Origin of the sequence: Arthrobacter sp. RAF14 (genome assembly GCF_052114185.1) — a bacterium.
Classification (GTDB): domain Bacteria; phylum Actinomycetota; class Actinomycetes; order Actinomycetales; family Micrococcaceae; genus Arthrobacter_E.
This window is the reverse complement of record NZ_JBFREG010000001.1, coordinates 1,142,159-1,163,676: the sequence shown is the minus strand read 5'-3', so window position 1 is coordinate 1,163,676 and position 21,518 is coordinate 1,142,159. Positions and strand designations below refer to the sequence as shown.

Below are 21,518 nucleotides of genomic sequence, written 5' to 3'. Positions count from 1 at the left end.
CACCCCGCCGTTCAAGTTTCTAGTGTCCCCGTGAAGGAACGGACGGCAGCACGCCGGGGTTCCCCGGCTCGGACATCGCGTCACGTTCATAGAGGCCGTACTTGGCAATGTACTGCACAACGCCGTCCGGCACGAGGTACCACACCGGATTTCCGTCGGCCACGCGGGCCCGGCAATCCGTGGACGAGATCGCCATCGCCGGGACCTCCAGGAGACTGACGTCCTCGCGCCCCAGATCATGGAGTTCGTGTCCGGGCCGCGTGACGCCCACGAAGTGCGCCAGTTTCCAGAGCTCCTCGGCGTCCTTCCAGGAGACGATCTGTGCCATCGCGTCCGCGCCGGTGATGAAGAACAGATCGGAACCCGGCCGCAGCTCATGAAGGTCGCGGAGGGTGTCGATCGTGTAGGTGGGTCCTGCACGATCGATGTCGACGCGACTGACGGTGAAGCGCGGGTTGGAGGCCGTGGCGATCACCGTCATGAGGTAACGATGCTCGGCCGGACTGACCTTCTTCTTGGCTTTCTGCCAGGGCTCACCGGTGGGGACGAAGACCACTTCGTCCAAATGGAACTTGGCGGCCACCTCACTGGCGGCCACCAAGTGCCCATGGTGGATCGGATCAAAGGTGCCACCCATCACCCCGAGGCGGTGACGGCGCGGCTCCTGAGTGCCGCTGGGAATGTCAGTGTCCCTGGTGGCTGTGATCGTGCTTGTTGGGGTGCTGGCGGTGCGGATCCGCGTGCTCCTCGACGGCTTCGTGACGGTTGCCCAGGTTGCTGTAGGACACCGTGATGAACAGGAGGGTCAGCAGGATCGCCATCATGACGCCACCCACCACGAACGGCGGGGCGATCAGAGGAGCGAGCTCTTCGTGGCCGCCTTCGGCGGCTGCCTGGATTACAGTGGTGGCCAGCTGAGCCAACATGGTGTTCCCTTCACAGTGCTTCTTCCCGGATCACTCCGGGGGCGACCAGCGACGCTGCCGCCGTGACGTTGTTCAATCCTACCCGCACTCAGGCGCGGGTCTGGCCTTCGCCCTGGACGATCCACTTGGTGGTGGTCAGCTCCCCCAGGCCCATCGGTCCACGCGCGTGGAGCTTCTGGGTGGAGATGCCCACCTCGGCTCCCAGACCGAACTCGCCGCCATCCGTGAAACGGGTGGAGGCGTTCACGATCACCGCGGCGGAATCGATCTCCGCGATGAACCTCTCCGCATTGCGGAGGTCGTTGGTCAGGATCGCCTCGGTGTGCCCCGTGCTCCAGGTCCGGATGTGATCCAGCGCCTCGTCCAGGGTGTCCACCAGGGCGACCGCCAGGTCCAGATCCATGTACTCGGTGGCCCAGTCCTCATCCGTGGCGAGGGAGACATCCTCACCCGGGGGCAGCAGCGCGGCCACCCGGCCGTCCACGTGCAGCCGCACCCCGGCGTCGCGCAGGGCACGGGCCACCGCGGGAAGCACCGACGAACGGGAGTGCACCAGAAGCGTCTCCACGGTGTTGCACACGCTCGGACGCTGGGTCTTGGCGTTCAGGAGGATCTCCACCGCCATGTCCTCGGAGGCGGATTCGTCGATGAAGATGTGCACGTTCCCCTCCCCCGTCTCGATCACGGGAACGGCGGAGTTCTGCACCACGGTCTGGATGAGTTCGCGGCCACCGCGCGGAATGAGCACGTCCACACGCCCACGCGCCCGCATGAGCACGTTCGCACCCCCACGGCCGTAGGCGTCGATGGTCTGGATGGCGTCGGCGGGCAGGCCGACCGAATCCAGCGCGTCACGGAGGACCTCCACGAGCGCCTCGTTGGTGCCCGCAGCAGCGGAACCACCACGCAGGATGACGGCATTGCCCGACTTCAGCGCGAGACCGGCGATGTCCACGGTCACATTGGGGCGGGCCTCGTAGATGGCCGCCACCACACCCATGGGCACGTTGACCTGGCGGAGCCGCAAGCCGTTGGGCAGGGTCTGGCCGCGGACCACGGTACCCACGGGGTCGGGCTGCGACGCGAGATTCTCCAGCGCGTCGGCGAGGCCCTGGATCCGTGCCGGGGTGAGGCTCAAACGGTCCAGCATGGCCTTCGAGGTGCCATTGCCGCGGCCGCGCTCCACGTCCTGTGCGTTCGCGGCGAGGATGCGTGGCTCGTGTTCCAGAAGCGCTGCGGCGATGGCTCGCAGGGCTTCGTCCTTCCGCGCACGGGTGGCACGGGCGATCCGGCGGGACGCGGTGCGTGCCCGGTCGGCGATCGCGTGGACCGCGGCCTCGACGTCGTGCAGCTGCGCGTCGTCGAGGCCGATGGAGAGAGCTGTGTCAGTCATGCCTCAAGTTTAGGCCAGCGATCGGCTCAGAGGACGACCAGGTCGTCAACATGAACCACTTCGCGTTCATATTCGTGGCCGAGTTCCCGTGCCAGCTCCTTGGTGGACCGTCCCAGCATGCGGGGCAGCTCCTCCACGGAGTAGTTCACGAGCCCACGGGCCACCACGGTGCCTGCGGGATCGAGCAGATCCACGGGGTCACCTGCCTCGAACCGGCCGTGGACGGCGGTGATCCCCGCCGGAAGGAGCGAACGGTTGTTCCGCGTCACGGCCCGGACCGCGCCGTCGTCGAGCTGGATCTCGCCACGTGCGGTGGCCAGATGAGCCAGCCAGAGCAGGCGGATCGGCTTCCGGTCCCCCTGCACGGCGAACCAGGTGCCCACGTCCTCACCGCGCAATGCGGCCTGAGCGTTCGACGTCGAGGTCACCAGCGCGGGGATGCCCGACCCAGCCGCGATGCTCGCGGCCTGGACCTTGGTGGCCATGCCTCCGGTGCCGACCCCCGCCTTGCCCGCACTGCCGACGACGACGCCGGCCAGGTCCTCCGGGCCGCGCACCTCGGCGATGCGGCGGGCGCCGTCCTTCGGCGGACCGTCGTAGACGGAGTCGACGTCGGAGAGCAGCAGCAGGGCATCGGCCCGCACCAGGTGCGCCACCAGGGCGGCGAGCCGGTCGTTGTCGCCGAAGCGGATCTCGTGCGTGGCGACGGTGTCGTTCTCGTTGACGATCGGCACCACGCCGAGGTTCAGCAACCGGTCCAGCGCCCGGAACGCATTGGCATGCTGAGTGCGGCGCACCAGGTCATCCGCGGTGAGAAGCACCTGGCTGACGGTGATGCCGTGGACCGAGAACGCCTGGGTGTAGCGCGACATCAGGCGGCCTTGACCCACGCTGGCAGCGGCCTGCTGTGTTGCGAGATCCCGCGGACGTCGGGCCAGGCCCAGCGGGGCCAGCCCCGCAGCGATGGCGCCCGAGGACACGAGGATGACCTCCGTGCCACCGTTCCTGCGCTCCGCCAGTGCCTCCACCAGAGCGATGACCGATTCCTCGGAGATCCCGCCCTTGATGCTGGTCAGCGAGGAGGACCCCACCTTGACCACCACACGCTTGGCCTCACGCAGGACGTCCCGGCCGCCCTGCGAGAGGGAGGCGAGGCTCATGCGTCGTCCTCGTCACCCAGGCCTTCGCCGGCGAGGAGGTCACGTTCCACTGCCTCGGCCTTCTCCTGCTGGCGGCGGTGCGACGACTCGGTCCAGATGCCGGCCTTGCGCTCCGCTTCCAGCTCGGCACGCGCGGCCGCCTTGGCGTCGCGGCGTTCCTGCTGCTCCTCGCGCTTCTGGGCGCGGGTGGGGCGCGAGCTGGTCTCGGCGTCGGCGATGCGGATGTCCGTGCCACGCGGCGAAGCGAGCAGCTCGGCGCCGGCGGCCATGGTGGGCTCCCAGTCGAACACGACGCCGTTGTCATCGCCGATCACCACGGTGTCACCGGGCTTGGCGCCCATCTTGAAGAGTTCTGTCTCCACGCCGAGCTTGGCCAGACGGTCCGCGAGGTAACCGATGGCCTCCTCGTTCTCGAAGTCCGTCTGCTTGACCCAGCGCTCGGGCTTCTCACCACGGACCCGGAACAGCGGCTCCAGATTGCGTTCCTCACGGCGGATGACGAAGCCGGTCTCATTGACGGCACGGGGCCGCAGAACCGTCGGGGCCACCACAGGAGGAGCGATGGCGATCCGGTCACGAGCCTCCTGGACCAGTTCCGCCATGGCGAAACCGAGGGCGCGCAGACCCTCGTGGCTGGTGGCGGACACCTCGAACACCCGGTAGCCGCGAGCCTCCAGATCGGGGCGCACGAACTCGGCCATGTCCTTGCCGTCCGGCAGGTCCACCTTGTTCAGCGCGACGATCCGGGGACGCTCATTGAGCGGGATCACCTCGCCATCGCCGTACGCCATGTCCACGGCGTAGCGCTCGAGCTCCCGCTCGATGATGTCCAGGTCGCTCAGCGGGTCACGGTCCGTCTCGAGCGAACCGCAGTCGAGCACGTGCACGATGGCAGCGCAGCGCTCCACGTGGCGGAGGAAGTTGTGGCCGAGACCCTTGCCCTCGCTCGCGCCTTCGATGAGCCCGGGCACATCCGCGATCGTGAAACGGACATCGCCGGCCTGCACCACGCCGAGGTTGGGAACCAGGGTGGTGAACGGGTAGTCGGCGATCTTCGGCCGCGCCGCGGACATGGCCGCGATCAGGCTCGACTTGCCGGCGGACGGGAAGCCGACCAGCGCGACGTCGGCGATCGACTTGAGCTCGAGGACGATGTCCCGCTGCTCCCCCTCGACGCCGAGCAGGGCGAAGCCGGGAGCCTTGCGGCGCTGAGAGGCCAGCGAAGCGTTGCCCAGACCGCCGATACCGCCGGCAGCGGCGATGAACTCGGTGCCCGGTTCGACCAGGTCAGCCAGCACCGCGCCGTCGCGGTCTTTGACGACCGTGCCTTCGGGGACGGAGAGCACCAGGGTCTCGCCGGCCTTGCCGCCGCGCCAGTCACCCATGCCGGGTCCGCCGTTGCCGGCGTGCCGGTGCGGCGAGTGGTGGTACTCGAGGAGCGTGGTGACCTGCGGGTCCACCCGGAGCACCACATCCCCGCCGTTGCCGCCGTTGCCGCCGTCGGGACCACCCAGTGGCTTGAACTTCTCCCGATGGACCGAGACACAACCGTGCCCGCCATTGCCGCCGGAGACGTGCAGGACCACACGGTCCACAAAGCTCGCCACTGGTTCTCCTTTTGTTCTGCTGCCGAAGACCCGCGTCGACACGCGGCTTCCACAATGATTCTATGGTCCCGGCCAGATCCTGACCGGGATGTTAAACGCCGATGGGGCGGGCCTCAGGCCCGCCCCATCGAAAAAGTGTGCGACTGATCACTCAGCAGCAGCGGCCACCACGTTGACCACGCGGCGTCCACGGCGGGTGCCGAACTCGACGGCACCGGGCGTGAGGGCGAACAGGGTGTCGTCCTTGCCACGGCCGACGCCGTTGCCCGGGTGGAAGTGGGTGCCACGCTGGCGGACGATGATCTCACCAGCGGAGACAACCTGACCACCGAAGCGCTTCACACCGAGGTACTGAGCGTTCGAATCGCGACCGTTGCGAGTGGAGCTCGCGCCCTTCTTATGTGCCATGTCTAATGCCTGCCTTCTAGGTAGAAGTAATCCCGCGAAGGGTCTTACTTGATGCCGGTGATCTTGATGCGGGTCAGTTCCTGACGGTGACCCTGACGCTTCTTGTAACCGGTCTTGTTCTTGTACTTCTGGATGACGATCTTCTTGCCGCGCAGGTCTTCCAGGATCTCGGCGGTCACCTTGACCTTGGCAAGGTCGGCAGCCTTCGTGGTGAGCTTGTCACCATCCACCAGCAGGAGGGCAGGCAGCTCGATGGTGCCACCCACTTCACCGGCGACGCGGTTCAGGGTTACGAAGTCTCCAACCGAGACCTTTTCTTGACGGCCGCCGGCGCGGATAATCGCGTACACCACTTGGGAACTCACTTCTCTCGACGATTCTTACTAAGTTTGCGTGCAGGACCAGAGGGAAATCATCCAACGGATCCTGGCTGTGCCTCTGCGCCGTCGGACCCTGCGATGAGGGCCCGGTAAAGGAGTCCGGGCGATTCCTTTTCAGGATCTTCCCGTAATACCCATGGGTTGGCGTTAGCACCGAAGGTCTAGCTTACGCTAGTGCTCACCCTCGCTGCAAATGAGGCTGGTCCACAGGGCGCCGACCGTGGCATGTCCCACATGGCGCCTTTCCCGACGTTAAAGTCTAGCGGATCCCGGACGCCTTGCGCGGACCGCGTCGGCGCGGCGCGTCGAAGAAGTCCACTTCGTACGCCGAGGAGACCGCGAAGGCCTCCTGCATGCGCGCCCAGCGCTCCGGGCCGGCCTGCTGCGCCGCGCGGGCCACGTGGGCGATGGCCTGCCGGGTGGACTCGGCGAAACCCTGATCCGAGTAGCTGCGGAGCCACACGGCGTAGGGATGGCTCTCCGGCGAGCCCGCCTCCTCGAAGGCGTGGAACAGCACGGCGCCCACTTCGGCGTAGAGCCAGTAACAGGGCAGCACCGCGGCCGCCAGGACGGCGTAGTCGCCTTCCGCTGCCCTCGCCAGCAGATGGTCCACATACTGTCGCGTCTCCGGCCCCTGCGTCATGCTGACCTCCCGGCCCACGAGCCAGGTGCGGTGGAGTTCCGCTTCCACCTCCAGGCACTCCCGCGCACCCTTGGCCCAGAACGCCTGCTCGGCCTCCGTCGGGGCGAGGGAACTCGCCGCGGCCAGCACGCGGGAGTAGGTGTTGAGATAGAGGGCGTCCTGGGCCAGGTAGTAGGCGAAATCGGTCTCAGCGAGTCGTCCCTCGCCCAGTTCCTCGATGAAGGGCAGAGTATGGATCCGTTCCAGGTCCGCCGCTGCGACGGCCCAGAGATCCCCCGCGTAGGCCGCCTGGCTGCGCGCCGCAGGGAGGATTCCATGATGGAAGTGATTCACCGGCCCGTGTCCCTGGCCCACCAGCATCTCGTCCGAGGTCCTGATCGCTTCCAGGAGCCAGGCCTTGGCCTGGCGCACGGCGAGGTCGGCGCCCAGTCCGGCGCCCAGCAGCGTCGCGACCGCCGAGGACAGCGAGCATCCCGTTCCGTGGGTGTTCGCCGTCTCCACCCGGGGCCCTTCGAACACGGTCACATCGGACGTCGTGCGGCCGCTTGGATCGACGAGCGCGTCCCAGGCGGTCTCGCCATCCAGGTGCCCGCCCTTGACCAGGACGGCCACACCATGGGCGGAGGCGAGGCGCTTGCCCTGTTCGAGCGCGCCTTCCCAGTCCCCGGCGGGGTCCTCCCCCAGCAGCACGGCCAGTTCCGGGATGTTCGGCGTCACGACGTCGGCCAGACCGAGCAGGCGTGCCAGCGCCGCTTCCGCCGCGGCGTCCAGGAGCCGGTCCCCGCTGCTGGCGACCATCACGGGGTCCAGGACGACCACGGGAGGACGATTCGCTTCGAGCCACGTGCTGACGGTGTCGATGACCGCGGCGTTGCCCAGCATGCCGATCTTCACGGCGTCCACGATGATGTCGTCGCTGATGGCCTCGAGCTGCCGGGCCAGGAACTCCACGGGTGGCACGTGGACCTCACGGACCCCCTGAGTGTTCTGCGCCGTCAGAGCGGTGATCGCCGCCATGCCGTACCCGCCCAGAGCGGCGATGCTCTTCAGATCGGCCTGGATGCCCGCTCCCCCGCTCGGATCGGACCCGGCGATGCTGAGCACCCGGGGCCGGGGCGGAGTCTGCGCCGGCAGGAGGGAGGAGACGGCGGGCACACGGGTCATGGGAGAACTCCAATCGGGGATGTGCCACCAATGTAATACAGGAGGGGACGTGGCTTCCGCCACGTCCCCTCCTGTCTCATGCTTCAGCGGTCACAAGCCGCGTGAAACCTGCGTCTGCCGTCCGAGGACGGCTCGTGTCACAGCTCCGACGCCGGCACTCCCACGCCGAGCACCAGGGGCTCTTCGCCGCTGGGGCCCTTGTCCCGGGACTGCTCGGCCTGCACAGAGGCCCGGCGGACCGTGCCGCTTTCCTGCGACGCGGTCACCTCCACCTGCTGGACGTCCGAGGCGCCGACCGCGCTCTGAGCGCGACGGGAAGCACGGGCCCGGCGTGCGGGGCGGCTCGCTTCGGGGGCCTTCTCCTCGACCGGGGCCGAGGCAGCCGGAGCGGCCACCGGGGCGGCCTCCTGCGCGGGTGCTGCGACGGGCGCCGGAGCGGACGGTCCGCCGATGCTGTCGAAGGCGGCGGTCAGGGCGTCCAGGCTCAGCACCGGGGCGGGCTCCTGAACCGTCTCTTCGACGTGGCCCAGGGGCAGTTCCACGACCTCGCCGCCGATCGTCAGAACGGCCGCCGGGCGATCGCCCTGGCCGTCGTCCTCGGCGCCCTCGTGCTCCGGCTCGCCATCGGCGGTATGCGCCGCGTGAGCCGCGGCAGCGATGTTGGCCAGCACGGCACGCGTGGCGGCGGCCTTGGCGGCCTTGTCCTCGTCGTCGTGCTCAGGAGCCTGCTGCGGCGCGGAGGTCTCCTCCGTGGTCGCAGCAGTCGAACGGCCACGGCGGCGCTTGCGCTCCGAACGGGCACTCGGCTGCTGAGGGGTCTCCGGGCGCACACCGTGCTGGTGCTCGAAGTGACCGGTGGGGCGACGGGTGTCGAGGGGCTCGTCATGCGTGATGACACCCCGGCCGGCGCAGTGCTCGCACTGCTCGCCGAAGACCTCCAGGAGGCCGGTGCCCATGCGCTTGCGGGTCATCTGGACCAGGCCCAGCGAGGTCACCTCGGCCACCTGGTGCTTGGTCCGGTCCCGGCCCAGGCACTCGACCAGACGGCGCAGGACCAGGTCCCGGTTGGACTCGAGCACCATGTCGATGAAGTCGATCACGATGATGCCGCCGATGTCCCGCAGGCGGAGCTGGCGCACGACCTCCTCGGCCGCTTCCAGGTTGTTCTTGGTGACGGTCTCCTCAAGGTTTCCGCCGCTGCCCGTGAACTTGCCCGTGTTGACGTCCACCACGGTCATGGCTTCGGTCCGGTCGATCACCAGCGAACCGCCGGAGGGCAGGAAGACCTTGCGGTCCAGGGCCTTGTGGATCTGCTCGTCGATCCGCCACGCGGAGAAGATGTCCTTCTCCTGGGTCCACTTCTCCAGGCGGCCCACCAGGTCCGGAGCCACGTAGGTCACGTAAGCCTCGATGGTGTCCCAGGCATCCTCGCCGGAGACGATCAGCTTCGAGAAGTCCTCGTTGAAGACGTCACGGACCACCTTGATGGTGAGGTCCGGCTCGCCGTAGAGCAGCTCCGGGGCCAGCACCTTGGTGGAACCGGTCTGGGACTCGATGGACTCCCAGAGGGCACGGAGCCGGTTGATGTCGTTGGTCAGCTCCTCCTCCGAGGCGCCTTCCGCGGCGGTGCGCACGATCACGCCGGCGTTCTCCGGCAGACGGTCCTTGAGGATCCGCTTGAGGCGGTTGCGCTCGACGTCCGGGAGCTTCCGGGAGATGCCGGTCATGGAGCCGCCCGGCACGTACACGAGGTAGCGGCCCGGCAGGGAGATCTGGCTCGTCAGGCGGGCGCCTTTGTGCCCGATCGGGTCCTTGCTGACCTGCACCAGCACGGAGTCGCCCGACTTCAGAGCGTTCTCGATCCGGCGCGGCTTGCCCTCCAGGGAAACGCTGTCCCAGTTCACCTCACCGGCGTACAGCACGGCGTTGCGGCCGCGTCCGATGTCCACGAAGGCGGCCTCCATGCTCGGCAGCACGTTCTGGACCTTGCCCAGGTAGACGTTGCCGATCAGGGAATCCTGCTGGGTCTTGGAGACGAAGTGCTCCGCGAGCACGCCGTCCTCCAGGACGGCGATCTGGATGCGGTCGTCCTTCTGGCGGACCACCATCTGGCGGTCCACGGACTCGCGACGGGCCAGGAACTCGGCCTCGGTGATGACCTGACGGCGACGGCCCGACTCGCGGGACTCGCGGCGGCGCTGCTTCTTGGCCTCCAGACGGGTGGAGCCCTTCACGCTGGTCACCTTGTTGCTGACGGCCTCGGACGGCGTGCGCGGCGCACGGACGCGGGTGACCGTGTTGGGCGGATCGTCGTCCAGGCCACCGGTCAGTTCGAGGTCCTGATCGCCACGGCGACGGCGACGGCGACGGCGAGACGTCACACCCTCGCCGTCCTCGGCGTCCTCCTCGGAGGGGGAAACTTCCTGGGCGCCCTCACCGCTGCGCCCACGCGAACGGCCGCGACGACGGCGGCGCGAGCGGCTGCCCGTGCCCTCGCCGGATTCGTCGTCGTCCTCGTCGTCTTCGTCAGCGTCCTCGGCTTCTTCGCCCGCCGGAACGGCCAGGGAGAGATCCGGCGCGTGGAACAGCACGGAGGTCACATCTGCGGGGGCCAGGAAGAGGCTCGAGATCGACGACGTCTCCTCGGCAGGCGCTTCGCTGCCGGCCTCCGCGGAGTCCTCGGCAGCGGTCGCCGGTTCGGCGGAGTCGTCCTCGATCACCTCAGGCTCGGTGGCGACGATCACCACGGCCTCCGCCACTGCGGGAGCCTCCACCGGAACCGTGGCCTCCGGAGCGGTCTCCACGGTTTCGACCGTCTCGGTCGCGTCCGCCTCGACGGCCTGAGGAGCTGCCTTGTACTTGCTGACCCGGCGACGGCGGACGGGAGCCGCGGTCTCTTCGGCGGCGGGTGCCACGGAAGGGCGCTCGGAAGCCGCGGCAGCGGCACCCTGGGAACGGGAGTTCCGGCTGCGGGAGTTCTGAGTCCGGCCGCCCTCGGCGCGGGCACCCTTGGAACGATCGCCCTGCGAACGGCCCCGCGAAGAGCGCGTGCCCTGGGTCTTGGATTCCTTGGCCTCCTGTGCCGGGGCTTCGGCGGCCGCCGGCTCCATGGCCTGCTCGGCCGGTGCGGCCCCAGCCTGCACGGCAGCCGTGTCGGTGGTCTGATCGGTGGCCTTGCGACGGCGCGCGGGGGCCTTACGCGTGGAGGTCCGGGTTCCGGACGTGGCGGCGTCCGCGGCAGGAGCCTCGACGGCGGGGGCTTCCGCCGCGGCCGGTGCTGCCACGGGCTCCACGACGGGTTCCGGGGAGGAGGTCGGGGCTGTGGCCTTCCGGGGGGCACGCTTACGGGCCGGGGCCTTCGCGGGCGCTTCGGGGGTCTCTGCGACCGGGGCCGCCGGAGCGGTCTCCTCGGCGGCCCCGGTCTTGGCCCGGGACGGGCGACGGCGGGCCGTGGTCTTGGCGGGCGCCTGCTCCGCGGTGTCCGCAGCAGGAGTCTCCGCAGCAGGAGTTTCGGGTGCAGCCGGGGGCTCGGCCATGGGGGCCGGGGCACCGGCGGGTGCGGAGGCGATGCGGCGCCGCGTCCTGGCCGGCTTCTTCACCGCCTCCGTGGAGTTCTGTCCTGCATTCGCTGCTTCTCCGGTGGGGAGATTCTCGGGATCCATTGTCAACATTCCCGCCCGGCGGGGAGCCCCCACACCAGGTCCCGCGCAAGGCGTTTCACGAAGTCGGCACCCTCGGGCACCGACGAAAGTCGGTGGGTACCCGGCGGCCGTGTGCCTGTGCTCAACGCAAGGACTGCGGCCGGCTCGGGCCAGTGGAGCCTGGAACCCGCCGTAGGGATTACGGCCAGGTGCCACAGTGGCTTCAGGGGGCCCGGTTCCGGGACGGGAAGCGACGAAGCATCCCTCCGGTGATCGGGCACCCGACGCATCACGTGGATCTTGCGGGCATCACACTGGGCCAGGGCTCCGGGTGTGGACCGGGCCCAGCCACTCCCCATCATCCCACAAAAGCCTGCGAACCGGCTTTCCCGCCCCGCGTCGTCGTGCTCGGAGTTTTTCCGGAGGTCACATGGTTACAATCGGCGGCATACGGGCAATCGAAAGGACACGCCAGCGCATGAGTACCGCCGCGGGAGGCTCTCCCACCCAACTCCAGGATGAGAAGGCGCTTCCCGTCATGACCCGGCACCGGCCTTTCGCCTGGCTGCTCCTGGTGACAGGCGTCGTCGGCTTCGTGGCGTCCTGGTGGCTCGTCATCGAAAAACTGGAAGTCCTGCAGGACAAGAACCACGCCACCATCTGCGACATCAACCCGTGGATCTCGTGTGGTCAGGTCATGCAGACCGCGCAGAGTTCCGTGTTCGGATTCCCCAACATGTTCATCGGCATCGTGGCGTTCCCCGTGATCATCACCACGGCCATGGCCCTGCTCTCGGGCGCACGGTTCGCCCGCTGGTACTGGCTGGGGCTCCAGACCGGGGTGACCCTCGGCTTCGCGTTCGTCTGCTGGCTGTGGTCCCAGGCCCTTTACGTCATCGGCATCCTCTGCCCGTTCTGCATGGCGGTGTGGGCCATGATGATCCCGATGTTCGTCTGGGTCACCGTCCGGAACATCGTGCACGGGGTCATCCCGGTGCCGGAGAAGGTCCGGAAGTCCGTGGCTGATTTCGCCTGGCCGCTCGTGGCCCTGCTCTACATCGGCGTGATCGCGTCGATCCTCATCCGCTTCAGTGGGGTGTTCTTCGGCTCCACCATGTGAGCGTCCCCGCCGGAACACCGAAGGGCCGGTCCAGGATCATTCCTGGACCGGCCCTTCGGTGTTCCGGCGAAAGCCGGGCTGCTAGAACCAGATGGCGATCTCGCGCTCGGCGGACTCCACCGAGTCGGAGCCGTGCACCAGGTTCTGCTGGACCGCCACACCCCAGTCGCGGCCGAAGTCGCCGCGGATGGTGCCGGGCGCCGCCGTCGTCGGATCCGTGGTCCCGGCCAGCGAGCGGAAGCCCTCGATCACGCGGTGGCCCTCGAAGATGGCCGCCACCACGGGGCCGGACTGCATGAACTCGAGGAGCGGCTCGTAGAAGGGCTTGCCCTCATGCTCCGCATAGTGCTTCTCCAGGAGCTCGCGCCCGGCGTCCAGCTTCTTCAGTTCGGTCAGGGTGTACCCCTTGGCTTCGATACGGGCCAGGATGGCCCCGGTCAGCTGCCGCTGGACACCGTCAGGCTTGACGAGGACGAGGGTGCGCTCAATGCTCACTACTGCTCCCAAAAAGAGATGGTTGATTCCGTACTGATTCTAGGTTGTGGCCGGAGCGGCCGACGACGCCGGTCTCAGGCCTCGTCGGGGTGCTCGGCTTCCCAGCGTGCCTGCTCGGCCGCGCGTTCGCGCTGCTCCCGGTCGATCCGCCCGCCGGCCCGGAGCCCGTACCACCAGGTGATGGCGAACAGGATCCCGATCACGAACATGGTGGACTCGAGGAAGCCGGTGAGGATCAGGAGCAGCTGGATGCCCCAGCCCAGGCCGTAGCCCCACTTCTTCTGCAGGAAGGCGCAGGAGAGCACCATCAGCACGGCCAGGCCGATCCCGACCCCCAGGAGCACCGGCGCCACGGGTTCGCTCTTGCGGAGCCCGAAGACCACCAGCGCGGCGAAGAACATCACGAATGCTTCCAGGACCAGCACCGTGGAGGCGAAGGTCACCTTGGTGGAGCGGGGCTTCTTGGGCGTGCCCGGACGCCATTCGCGCTGGGCGCGGGTCAGTTTCGCCACGCTCACGCCTCCTTCGCGTGGAGCAGGATGCGCGCCTCCGCCACCACCGTGATGGAACCGGTGATGAGCACGCCGCCGCTCAGATCGTCGTTCGCCTCGGAGCGGGCCACGGCCCACTCGATGGCGTCATCCAGCTTCTCGGCGATGTGGACGTTCTCCTCGCCCCAGCCCAGGTCCACGGCCAGTTCGGCGAGTTCCGCGGCGGGGATGGCCCGCGGCGACGTGGACTGGGTCAGGCAGATCTCCTCGGCGAGGTCGCCCAGGGACTCCTTGAGCTGGTTGAGGATCTCCGCGGCGTCCTTCTCCTGAAGGATGCCCAGAACCACCACGAGCTTGCTGAAGTTGAAGGATTCCTGGATCGCCTCGGCCGAGGCCCGGACGCCGTCCGGGTTGTGCGCGGCGTCCACGATGATGGTCGGCGCGGTGCGGACCACCTCGAGACGGCCGGGGGAGGTGACGTTGAGGAAGGCCTCGCGGAGCACCTCGGGATCGAGCTCGCGCTCTCCCCCGCCGAAGAACGCCTCCAGCGCGGCGACGGCCACGGCGGCGTTCTCCGCCTGGTGGGCGCCGTGCAGCGGGAGGAAGACCTCGTCGTAGCGACCGGCGAGACCTTGGATCTCCAGCATCTGGCCGCCGACGGCGACGGCTCGCGACTCCACACCGAACTCGACGCCTTCGAAGCGGAACGGCACGTCCACTTCACGGGCCTTCTCCAGCAGCACCTGGGCCGCGTCACGCGGCTGCACCGCGCTGACCAGGAAACCTCCCGGCTTGATGATGCCGGCCTTCTCCACGGCGATCTCGCCCGTGGTGTCCCCCAGCAGATCGGTGTGGTCCAGGGAGATCGGGGTGACCACGGAGACGGCGCCATCACCCACATTGGTGGCGTCGGTGATGCCGCCCAGCCCCACCTCGACCACCGCGACATCCACCGGCTGGTCCGCGAAGACCGCGAAGCCGAGGATCGTGAGGCATTCGAAATAGGTCAAGCGCGGCTGGTCATCCGCTTCCAGCTCGGCGTCGACGATCGCGAGATAGGGACGGATCTCATCCCAGATGCGCACGAAGGTCTCATCGTCCACCGGAACGCCGTTGACACTGATGCGCTCGGTGACCTTCGACAGGTGCGGGCTGGTGTACCGGCCGGTGCTGAGACCGTGGGCGATGAGCCCCTGCTCGATCATGCGGGCGGTGCTGGTCTTGCCGTTGGTTCCGGTGATGTGGATGATCGGGCACGCCTTGTTCGGCTCGCCCAGCACCTCCATGGCCCGGAACAGCGGCGCCAGACGTGGCTCCATCTTGTTCTCGGGCGCACGCCCCAGAAGTTCGGCGTAGACGCTCTCCACCGAGAATTCGTCGCTCATGCCTCCACCCTTTCCACGGTCACGGTCTGCTCGTCAGCGGTCACAAGATCCAGTTCCAGGCTCAGGGTCTCCCCCTTGACCAGTTCGCGGTGCGCCTCGAGGGCGTCCACGGTGGCCTGATCCGCACCGACGCGGGTGCGGATGCGGTCCGATACGTCCAGTCCGGCGTCCTTGCGGGCCTGCTGGATGGCACGGACCATGTCCCGGGCCACGCCCTCGGCCTCCAGCTCCGGGGTCACTTCGGTGTTGAGGACCACGAAGCCACCGCCGGGCAGCACGGCCGCGGCGCGGGAACCCGCGTCCTCGGACTCGGCCACCACGGTCTCCAGGGTGTACTCGTGCGGCTCCAGGGCGAGGCCGCCTGCGGTCACCACGCCGTCGTCGCCCACGGACCAATCGCCCGACTTGCTCGCCTTGATGGCCAGCTGGACGTTCTTGCCCAGACGCGGACCGGCGGCACGGGCGTTGACCACGAGCTTCTGCTCGATGCCGAACTCCTCCGGGGAGGCCGATTCGGCGTCCAGGACGCGGACCTTGCGGACGTTCAGCTCATCGGCGACGACGCCGGCGAACGCCTCCAGCGACGCCCCGCCGGGCGCCACCACGGTCAGCTCCTGCAGCGGCAGGCGGACGCGCAGCTTGGCGGCCTTGCGGAGCGAGGATCCCGTGGAGCAGATCTGCTGCACGCGATCCATGGCCGCCACAAGCTCCTCGTCCTGCGGGAACAGCGCGGTGTCCGGGTAGTCCGTGAGATGCACGGAACGGCCGCCGGTGAGGCCACGCCAGATCTCCTCGGCCACGAGGGGCAGGAGCGGCGCGGCGGCGCGGGTGACCGTTTCCAGCGCCGTGTACAGGGCGTCGAAGGCGTCCGTGTTCTCGTCGAAGAAGCGCTGGCGGCTGCGGCGCACGTACCAGTTCGTGAGCATGTCCAGGTACTCGCGCAGAGCGTCGCAGGCGTCGGAGATGTCGTACGAATCCAGCGAGGCCCGGATGGAGGTCACCAGAGCGCCGGTGTTGGCCAGGAGGTAGCGGTCCAGCTCGTCGCTGTAGCCGTCGTAGCGGAGCTTCGCCGCATAGCCCTGGCCGCCGTTGGCGGTGTTGGTGTAGAGGGAGAAGAAGCTGTAGACGTTCCAGAGCGGTAGCAGCACCTGACGCACGCCGTCGCGGATGCCCTGCTCGGTGACCACCAGGTTGCCACCGCGCAGGATCGGGCTGGACATGAGGAACCAGCGCATGGCGTCGGAGCCGTCGCGGTCCAGGACCTCGGACACGTCCGGGTAGTTGCGCAGGCTCTTGGACATCTTCTGCCCGTCGGAGCCGAGCACGATGCCGTGGCTGATGACGTTCCGGAAGGCCGGACGGTCGAAGAGCGCCGTGGACAGGATGTGCAGCATGTAGAACCAGCCGCGGGTCTGCCCGATGTACTCGACGATGAAGTCCGCCGGGTTGTGGGTGTTGAACCACTCCTCGTTCTCGAACGGGTAGTGCACCTGGCCGTACGGCATGGAGCCGGAGTCGAACCAGACGTCCAGCACGTCCTCCACGCGGTGGAGTGTGCCGCCACAGCCTTCGTGGACCCGGGTCAGCTCATCGATGAACGGGCGGTGCAGATCGGTCTGCCCCTCGTGGTTGACGGGCAGACGGCCGAAGGCCTCCTGCATCTCCGCCAGAGAACCGTAGACCTCGCGGTGCTCGCACTCCTCACCGTCGCATTCCCAGACCGGGATGGGGCTGCCCCAGAAGCGGTTGCGGGAGATCGACCAGTCACGGGCGTTCTCCAGCCACTTGCCGAACTGGCCGTCCTTGACGTTCCCGGGGATCCAGTTGATCTCCTGGTTCAGCTCGACCATGCGCTCCTTGAAGGTGGTCACGGAGACGTACCAGGAGGAGACGGCGCGGTAGATCAGGGGGTTGCGGCAGCGCCAGCAGTGCGGGTAGCTGTGCTCGTAGCTCGCCTGGCGGACCAGCCGGCCGTCGGCCTTGAGGTGCTGCGTGATCGGCTTGTTCGCCTCGAAGACCTGGAGCCCGGCGATGTCGGCCAGCTCACCGTGCTTGAAGAGCGGCAGGAACTTGGCGCCCTCATCCACGGAGAGCACCACCGGGATCCCGGCGGCTTCACAGACCTTCTGGTCGTCCTCACCGTAGGCGGGCGCCTGGTGGACCAGGCCCGTGCCATCGGTGGTGGTGACGTAGTCGGCCACGAGGATGCGCCAGGCGTTCTCGGTGCCGTACTTCTCGGCATCCGCGAAGTCGTCCCAGAGACGCCGGTAGCCGATGCCCTCCAGCTGCGCGCCCGCGTAAGTGGCGGTGACCGCAGCGGCGGCGGCAGCGGCGTCGTCGTATCCCAGGTCCTTGGCGTAGCCGCCCAGGAGGTCCTGAGCGATCAGGAAACGGGACCCCTCGGGGACGTCGGAGGCCTTGACGCCGTTCGGACCCATCGGGACGACCGCGTACTGGATCTGAGGACCGACGGCGAGCGCGGCGTTCGTGGGCAGGGTCCACGGGGTGGTGGTCCAGGCGAGGGCCAGGACGCCTTCGAGCTCCTGGGACAGCGGGTTCTCCCCCGCCAGCAGCGGGAAGGTGACCGTGACGGTCTGGTCCTGGCGGTTCTTGTAGACGTCGTCATCCATGCGGAGCTCATGGTTGGACAGCGGTGTCTCGTCCTTCCAGCAGTACGGAAGGACCCGGTAGCCGTTGTACGTCAGGCCCTTCTCGTGGAGCTGCTTGAAGGCCCAGATGACGGACTCCATGTACTCGACGTTCAGGGTCTTGTAGTCGTTCTCGAAGTCGACCCAGCGGGCCTGCGCGCGGACGTAGTCCTTCCACTCATCCGCGTACTTCATCACGGAGGCACGGCAGGCGTCGTTGAACTTGTCGATGCCCATGGCGGCGATCTGGGTCTTGTCCGTCATGCCCAGCTGCTTCATGGCTTCCAGCTCGGCGGGCAGTCCGTGGGTGTCCCAGCCGAAGCGGCGCTCCACGCGCTTGCCACGCTGGGTCTGGTAACGGCCCACCAGGTCCTTGGCGTAACCGGTCAGGAGGTGGCCGTAGTGCGGCAGGCCGTTGGCGAAGGGAGGGCCGTCGTAGAAGACGAACTCATTGCTGCCATCGACGCCGGCGTCCCGCTGGTCGATGCTGGCCTGGAAGGTGCCGTCCTCGTCCCAGTACTTGAGGATCCGCTTCTCGATCTCGGGGAAGCGGACGGAGGCGGAGACGGTGCGGTCCTCGCTGGAGGAGACCTTGGGGTAGATGGTCACTGTGGCATCCTGGCGTTTCGCTGCGTGTCGTTGCGCTGCGCCTCACGGCACTGCACAACTGCGCGAGGACGCTTCCCTGCCGCTGGGGACAGGTGGCGCGGTACCACCCCGCTTGTCGTCCTTCCGCTGGTGCGGCGGGACGACCGCTCATTGGCGCGCTGTGACGGGCACACCCGTCCGGTTCTACTCCCCCGCCACACCTGCCGCACGACGACGGCGGGGACGGGGTTTCTTCCGGAAGCTCACCGGTGATGGCCGGGTCGAAGCTTTGTGTTCAGTTTAGCGGATATGGCAAGGCGGCGCTGGCGGCCGGATCCGCAAGGTCAGTGGGCGCCGAGCGGACCGCGGAGCAGTTTGTGGGCCGCGGGCTGAGCCACGGGACGGATGGTGACGTGGGCGAGATTCACGTGGTGGGGCGCCTGGACGGCGTACGTGATGACATCCGCGACGTCCTCGGCCACGAGCGGTTCCTCCACCCCGGCATAGACCTTGGCGGCGGCGTCCGCGTCGCCGAGCCGACGGAGGGCGAACTCCTCGGTCTGAACCAGGCCGGGAGCGATCTCGATCACCCGGATGTTGTGCTCCGCCTCTTCCAGGCGCAGCGCGTCGTTGAGGGCGGCCTGGCCGAACTTGGCGGCGTTGTATCCGGCGCCTCCCTCGTAGGCCACGTGGCCGGCGGTGGAGGTGACGTTGAGGATGGTCCCGCGGCCGTGAGCGCGCAGCATGGGGAGGAAGGCACGGGTGAGCTTGAGGGTGCCCAGGACGTTGACCCGGTACATCCACTCCCAGTCGTCGGTGTCCGCCTCCGCCACGCGGTCTGCGCCGCGAGCACCGCCCGCGACGTTGATCAGCGTGTCGATGCCCCCGTCCTCGGTGACGGTCTCCAGGAGGCGCGCGACGGCGTCGTCTTCGCTGATATCGGCGGCCAGCGGCACGACGCCGGTCTCCTGGGCGAGCGCTTCGAGCCGGTCAGCGCGGCGTGCCACCGCGAAGACCTTCCAGCCCTCGGCGCTCAGTCTGCGGGCGGTCGCCTCACCGATGCCGGTGCTGGCTCCGGTGACGAGTGCTGTGCGAGGAGTCTGGGTGTTCTGGGGCGTCATGGGACCACTTTAACCGGCGTGGCCAAGCAGCTTGTCACAGGCAGCCGCTGGTCACCGACCGTCACCGGCACCATCACGGGCCGGAGACGATCGTCGGGGGCGGGAGACGACGAAGGCGGAAGGAGGGTGGACCCCCTTCCGCCTTCATCGTCGATCAGGCCGTCACGGCGCTCGTGGCATTCCCCCGGACAGCCGCTCCTACAGTCCACGACCGGAGGCCTCCCCGCCCGAGTGCTCTCCGGAGGTGACATCCGTACCGCTCCGTTCCCCGTCCACGGGCGCGATCACGGAGTACACCGAGGAATCGCCCTGGAGGGCCTGGCTGACGGTGCCGTCCACGCCGACCGGAACGTCACCGGCGATGGTCACCCGGTTGAGGCGTCGCGGCTGGGAGTCGTAGTTGTCCGGTGCGTAGTGCTGGGTGATGCGGTTGTCGAAGAGGACGAGCTGGTTCGGTTCCCAAGTCACCCGGACGACGTTCTCCGGCCGGGTGACATAGGCCTGGAGAAGGCGCAGGATGTCCCGGGACTCGGTGTTGGACAGGCCGACGATCCTGAGCCGCTGAGCGAAGCCGCCGATGAAGAGGCCATGTTCGCCGGTCAGTGGGTGGACGCGGACCACGGGGTGTGCGGTCTCGAAGTGGACCCGGGTGAATTCCTTGCGGCGTTCCTCCGCGGTGGAGTGTTCCAGGTTCTTGGGGACCGAGTAGTCGTAATCGTTCGTGTGAATGGCCCAGAGCGTGTTGGCGAAGCGCCGCAGTTCCTCCGGCAGGTCACGATAGGCGCCCTCGGTGGTGGCGATGAGTGTCTCGCCGCCGTAGGACGGGACGTCGATGCTTCGGAGGGTGGAGGCCTGGGGCGGGTTCAGGACGAAGGTGACGTCGGTGTGCCAGGTGTTGGCGGAACCGTTCTCACTGTCCACCGGCAGCACGTTCTCCTCCCCTTCCACGGAGGCGACCGTCGGATGGGCCTTGGTCAGCGGACCGAAGTGGCTCGCGAACCGGACCTGGTCCTCGTCAGTGCGGATGTTCGCTTCCCGGAAGACCAGAGCCTTGTGCCGGTTGAGGGCCTCTCGGATCTGGGACACCGTGTCCTGGTCGAGATCCCCACTGAGGTCAAGCCCGCGGATCTCGGCCCCGATACGGGAACCGAGCCGGGTGAATTCAAGTTTGGTGGCGGCGATGGTGCTCATCACATGCCGTCCTTTCCGTCGTCTGCAAGGTGAGAGGGCCCGCGGTGGCGCGAGCCGTACCCTGTGTCTACCGGGGTTCAGGGCCCGACGGAAGGCACGCCGACTTCCGGCTCAACCATGCGACGCGCCGGTTAAACGGAGGACATCAGAGGTCACCTCCGGCATGGTCGTATGACCCGGCGTGAGCTTCCGTGACGCCTGATTCCGGGCCCGGGATGAGCGTCAGTTTCCCACCGGGATGACCCTGGGAGAGGAACCGGTGGGCTTCCCTCGCCTCCGACAGCGGGTAGCTGCGGCTGAGGGGGACTCTCAGCAATCCCCGGCCGGCGAGCGTGACCAGATCACTTCGCGCCGCATCGCGGAACGTCGCACTGTCCGGCTTGGTTCCTGCGAGCGCCTGGAAGCCGTGCTCTTCGGCGCGGCCCGGGGCGGCGACCGTGACGATGCGGCGCCGCTCACTCACGAGGGCCAGAGACACCTCCACGGCCTCCTCGGTGCCTGCGGCGTCGAGGGCGGCATCCACTCCCGCTCGCCGGAGAGAACGAATCGTCTCCTCGACCCGTTCCCGCAGTCCGGGACCGTAGGTGACGGGTATCCCTCCGAGCGCCCGGACATCCGCCGCCCGAGCCTCACTCGCCGTGCCGATCACGGTGATGCCCCGCAGCGCCGCGAGTTGAAGGACGATGGACCCGACCGCCCCCGACGCCGCGTGGAGCAGGACCGTGTCCCCTGCCCGCGCATCGACCGCGTGGAGCATCTCCGCCGCGGTGGTTCCCGCCAGGAGGAGATTCGCGGCCTCCGCGATGTTCAGCGTGGACGGCCGGTGCAGCACCTTCTCCGCGGGCACCGTGAGTTCCGTGGCATAGCCACCGGTGACCCGGAAGGCCAGAACCTCATCGCCGACCGCAAGGGGGCCGGTGACCCCCGACGCCTCGGGGCCCACGGCGATGACGGTGCCCGCGACCTCGTAGCCGATGGCTACCGGCAATTCCCTGCCGGGACGAGGAGACGCGACATGTTTGGCGTCCGCCGGGTTGACCCCCGCGGCGCGGACTCGCAGCGTCACCTCGCCGGGACCGGGCACGGGCACGATGTTCTCGACGAACCGCCACTGCTCGGGGCTCCCCCACTCCGGAGCGATCCAATGCCAGGCCATG

Annotated in this window: 17 protein-coding genes; 1 reads left to right on the top strand and 16 read right to left on the bottom strand. The window is 68.2% G+C overall.

The window, feature by feature from the left end; genetic code table 11:
* Positions 1-19: 19 nt before the first annotated feature.
* From nadD to AB4Y75_RS05440, 9 genes are all read right to left on the bottom strand, one after another.
* Positions 20-637, bottom strand: coding sequence for a nicotinate-nucleotide adenylyltransferase (gene nadD / locus AB4Y75_RS05480; protein WP_441434839.1), 618 nt, complete (start codon positions 635-637; stop codon positions 20-22).
* Positions 638-683: 46 nt separating this feature from the next.
* Positions 684-926 carry a hypothetical protein gene (locus AB4Y75_RS05475; protein ID WP_441434838.1) on the bottom strand — a complete coding sequence of 81 codons (243 nt, stop codon included), beginning with the start codon at positions 924-926 and terminating at the stop codon, positions 684-686.
* Positions 927-1,014: 88 nt separating this feature from the next.
* A complete protein-coding gene (locus tag AB4Y75_RS05470; RefSeq protein WP_441434837.1) occupies positions 1,015-2,319 on the bottom strand; it encodes a glutamate-5-semialdehyde dehydrogenase in 1,305 nt (434 codons plus the stop codon).
* Between the two features lie 26 nt (positions 2,320-2,345).
* The gene (gene proB, locus AB4Y75_RS05465) at positions 2,346-3,479 is read right to left on the bottom strand and encodes a glutamate 5-kinase (protein WP_441434836.1); all 1,134 of its coding nucleotides are present in this window, start codon (positions 3,477-3,479) and stop codon (positions 2,346-2,348) included.
* Entirely contained in the window at positions 3,476-5,086 is a 1,611-nt protein-coding gene (gene obgE / locus AB4Y75_RS05460) for a GTPase ObgE (RefSeq protein ID WP_441434835.1), read from the bottom strand. The genes proB and obgE overlap by 4 nt, the downstream gene beginning before the upstream one ends.
* Before the next feature lie 147 nt (positions 5,087-5,233).
* Positions 5,234-5,494 carry a 50S ribosomal protein L27 gene (gene rpmA / locus AB4Y75_RS05455; RefSeq protein WP_441434834.1) on the bottom strand — a complete coding sequence of 87 codons (261 nt, stop codon included), beginning with the start codon at positions 5,492-5,494 and terminating at the stop codon, positions 5,234-5,236.
* Between the two features lie 44 nt (positions 5,495-5,538).
* Complete coding sequence (gene rplU, locus AB4Y75_RS05450; RefSeq protein WP_441435267.1) at positions 5,539-5,847, bottom strand: 50S ribosomal protein L21; 309 nt, start codon at positions 5,845-5,847, stop codon at positions 5,539-5,541.
* 286 nt (positions 5,848-6,133) lie between these two features.
* On the bottom strand, positions 6,134-7,681 hold the full coding sequence (gene thiD / locus AB4Y75_RS05445; protein ID WP_441434833.1) for a bifunctional hydroxymethylpyrimidine kinase/phosphomethylpyrimidine kinase: 1,548 nt from the start codon (positions 7,679-7,681) through the stop codon (positions 6,134-6,136).
* Between the two features lie 137 nt (positions 7,682-7,818).
* Entirely contained in the window at positions 7,819-11,343 is a 3,525-nt protein-coding gene (locus AB4Y75_RS05440) for an Rne/Rng family ribonuclease (RefSeq protein ID WP_441434832.1), read from the bottom strand.
* A gap of 457 nt (positions 11,344-11,800) precedes the next feature.
* Here AB4Y75_RS05440 and AB4Y75_RS05435 point away from each other — a divergent pair, with 457 nt between their 5' ends.
* Entirely contained in the window at positions 11,801-12,442 is a 642-nt protein-coding gene (locus AB4Y75_RS05435) for a vitamin K epoxide reductase family protein (protein ID WP_441434831.1), read from the top strand.
* 81 nt (positions 12,443-12,523) lie between these two features.
* On the opposite strand, the gene ndk is transcribed toward AB4Y75_RS05435, so the two are convergent.
* From ndk to AB4Y75_RS05400, 7 genes are all read right to left on the bottom strand, one after another.
* Positions 12,524-12,937, bottom strand: a complete 414-nt coding sequence (gene ndk / locus AB4Y75_RS05430) for a nucleoside-diphosphate kinase (RefSeq protein ID WP_441434830.1) — start codon at positions 12,935-12,937, stop codon at positions 12,524-12,526.
* A 74-nt stretch (positions 12,938-13,011) separates the two neighbouring features.
* On the bottom strand, positions 13,012-13,449 hold the full coding sequence (locus AB4Y75_RS05425) for a DUF4233 domain-containing protein (RefSeq protein ID WP_441434829.1): 438 nt from the start codon (positions 13,447-13,449) through the stop codon (positions 13,012-13,014).
* Positions 13,450-13,451: 2 nt separating this feature from the next.
* Positions 13,452-14,813 carry a bifunctional folylpolyglutamate synthase/dihydrofolate synthase gene (locus AB4Y75_RS05420; RefSeq protein ID WP_441434828.1) on the bottom strand — a complete coding sequence of 454 codons (1,362 nt, stop codon included), beginning with the start codon at positions 14,811-14,813 and terminating at the stop codon, positions 13,452-13,454.
* Positions 14,810-18,070 (bottom strand): isoleucine--tRNA ligase, encoded by a 3,261-nt coding sequence (gene ileS, locus AB4Y75_RS05415; protein ID WP_441434827.1) that lies wholly within the window; start codon positions 18,068-18,070, stop codon positions 14,810-14,812. Before ileS ends, AB4Y75_RS05420 begins: the two co-directional genes overlap by 4 nt.
* A gap of 323 nt (positions 18,071-18,393) precedes the next feature.
* Positions 18,394-19,170, bottom strand: a complete 777-nt coding sequence (locus AB4Y75_RS05410; protein WP_441434826.1) for an SDR family oxidoreductase — start codon at positions 19,168-19,170, stop codon at positions 18,394-18,396.
* 198 nt (positions 19,171-19,368) lie between these two features.
* Complete coding sequence (locus AB4Y75_RS05405; protein ID WP_441434825.1) at positions 19,369-20,361, bottom strand: TauD/TfdA dioxygenase family protein; 993 nt, start codon at positions 20,359-20,361, stop codon at positions 19,369-19,371.
* 145 nt (positions 20,362-20,506) lie between these two features.
* A complete protein-coding gene (locus AB4Y75_RS05400; protein ID WP_441434824.1) occupies positions 20,507-21,517 on the bottom strand; it encodes an NADP-dependent oxidoreductase in 1,011 nt (336 codons plus the stop codon).
* Position 21,518: the final 1 nt, after the last annotated feature.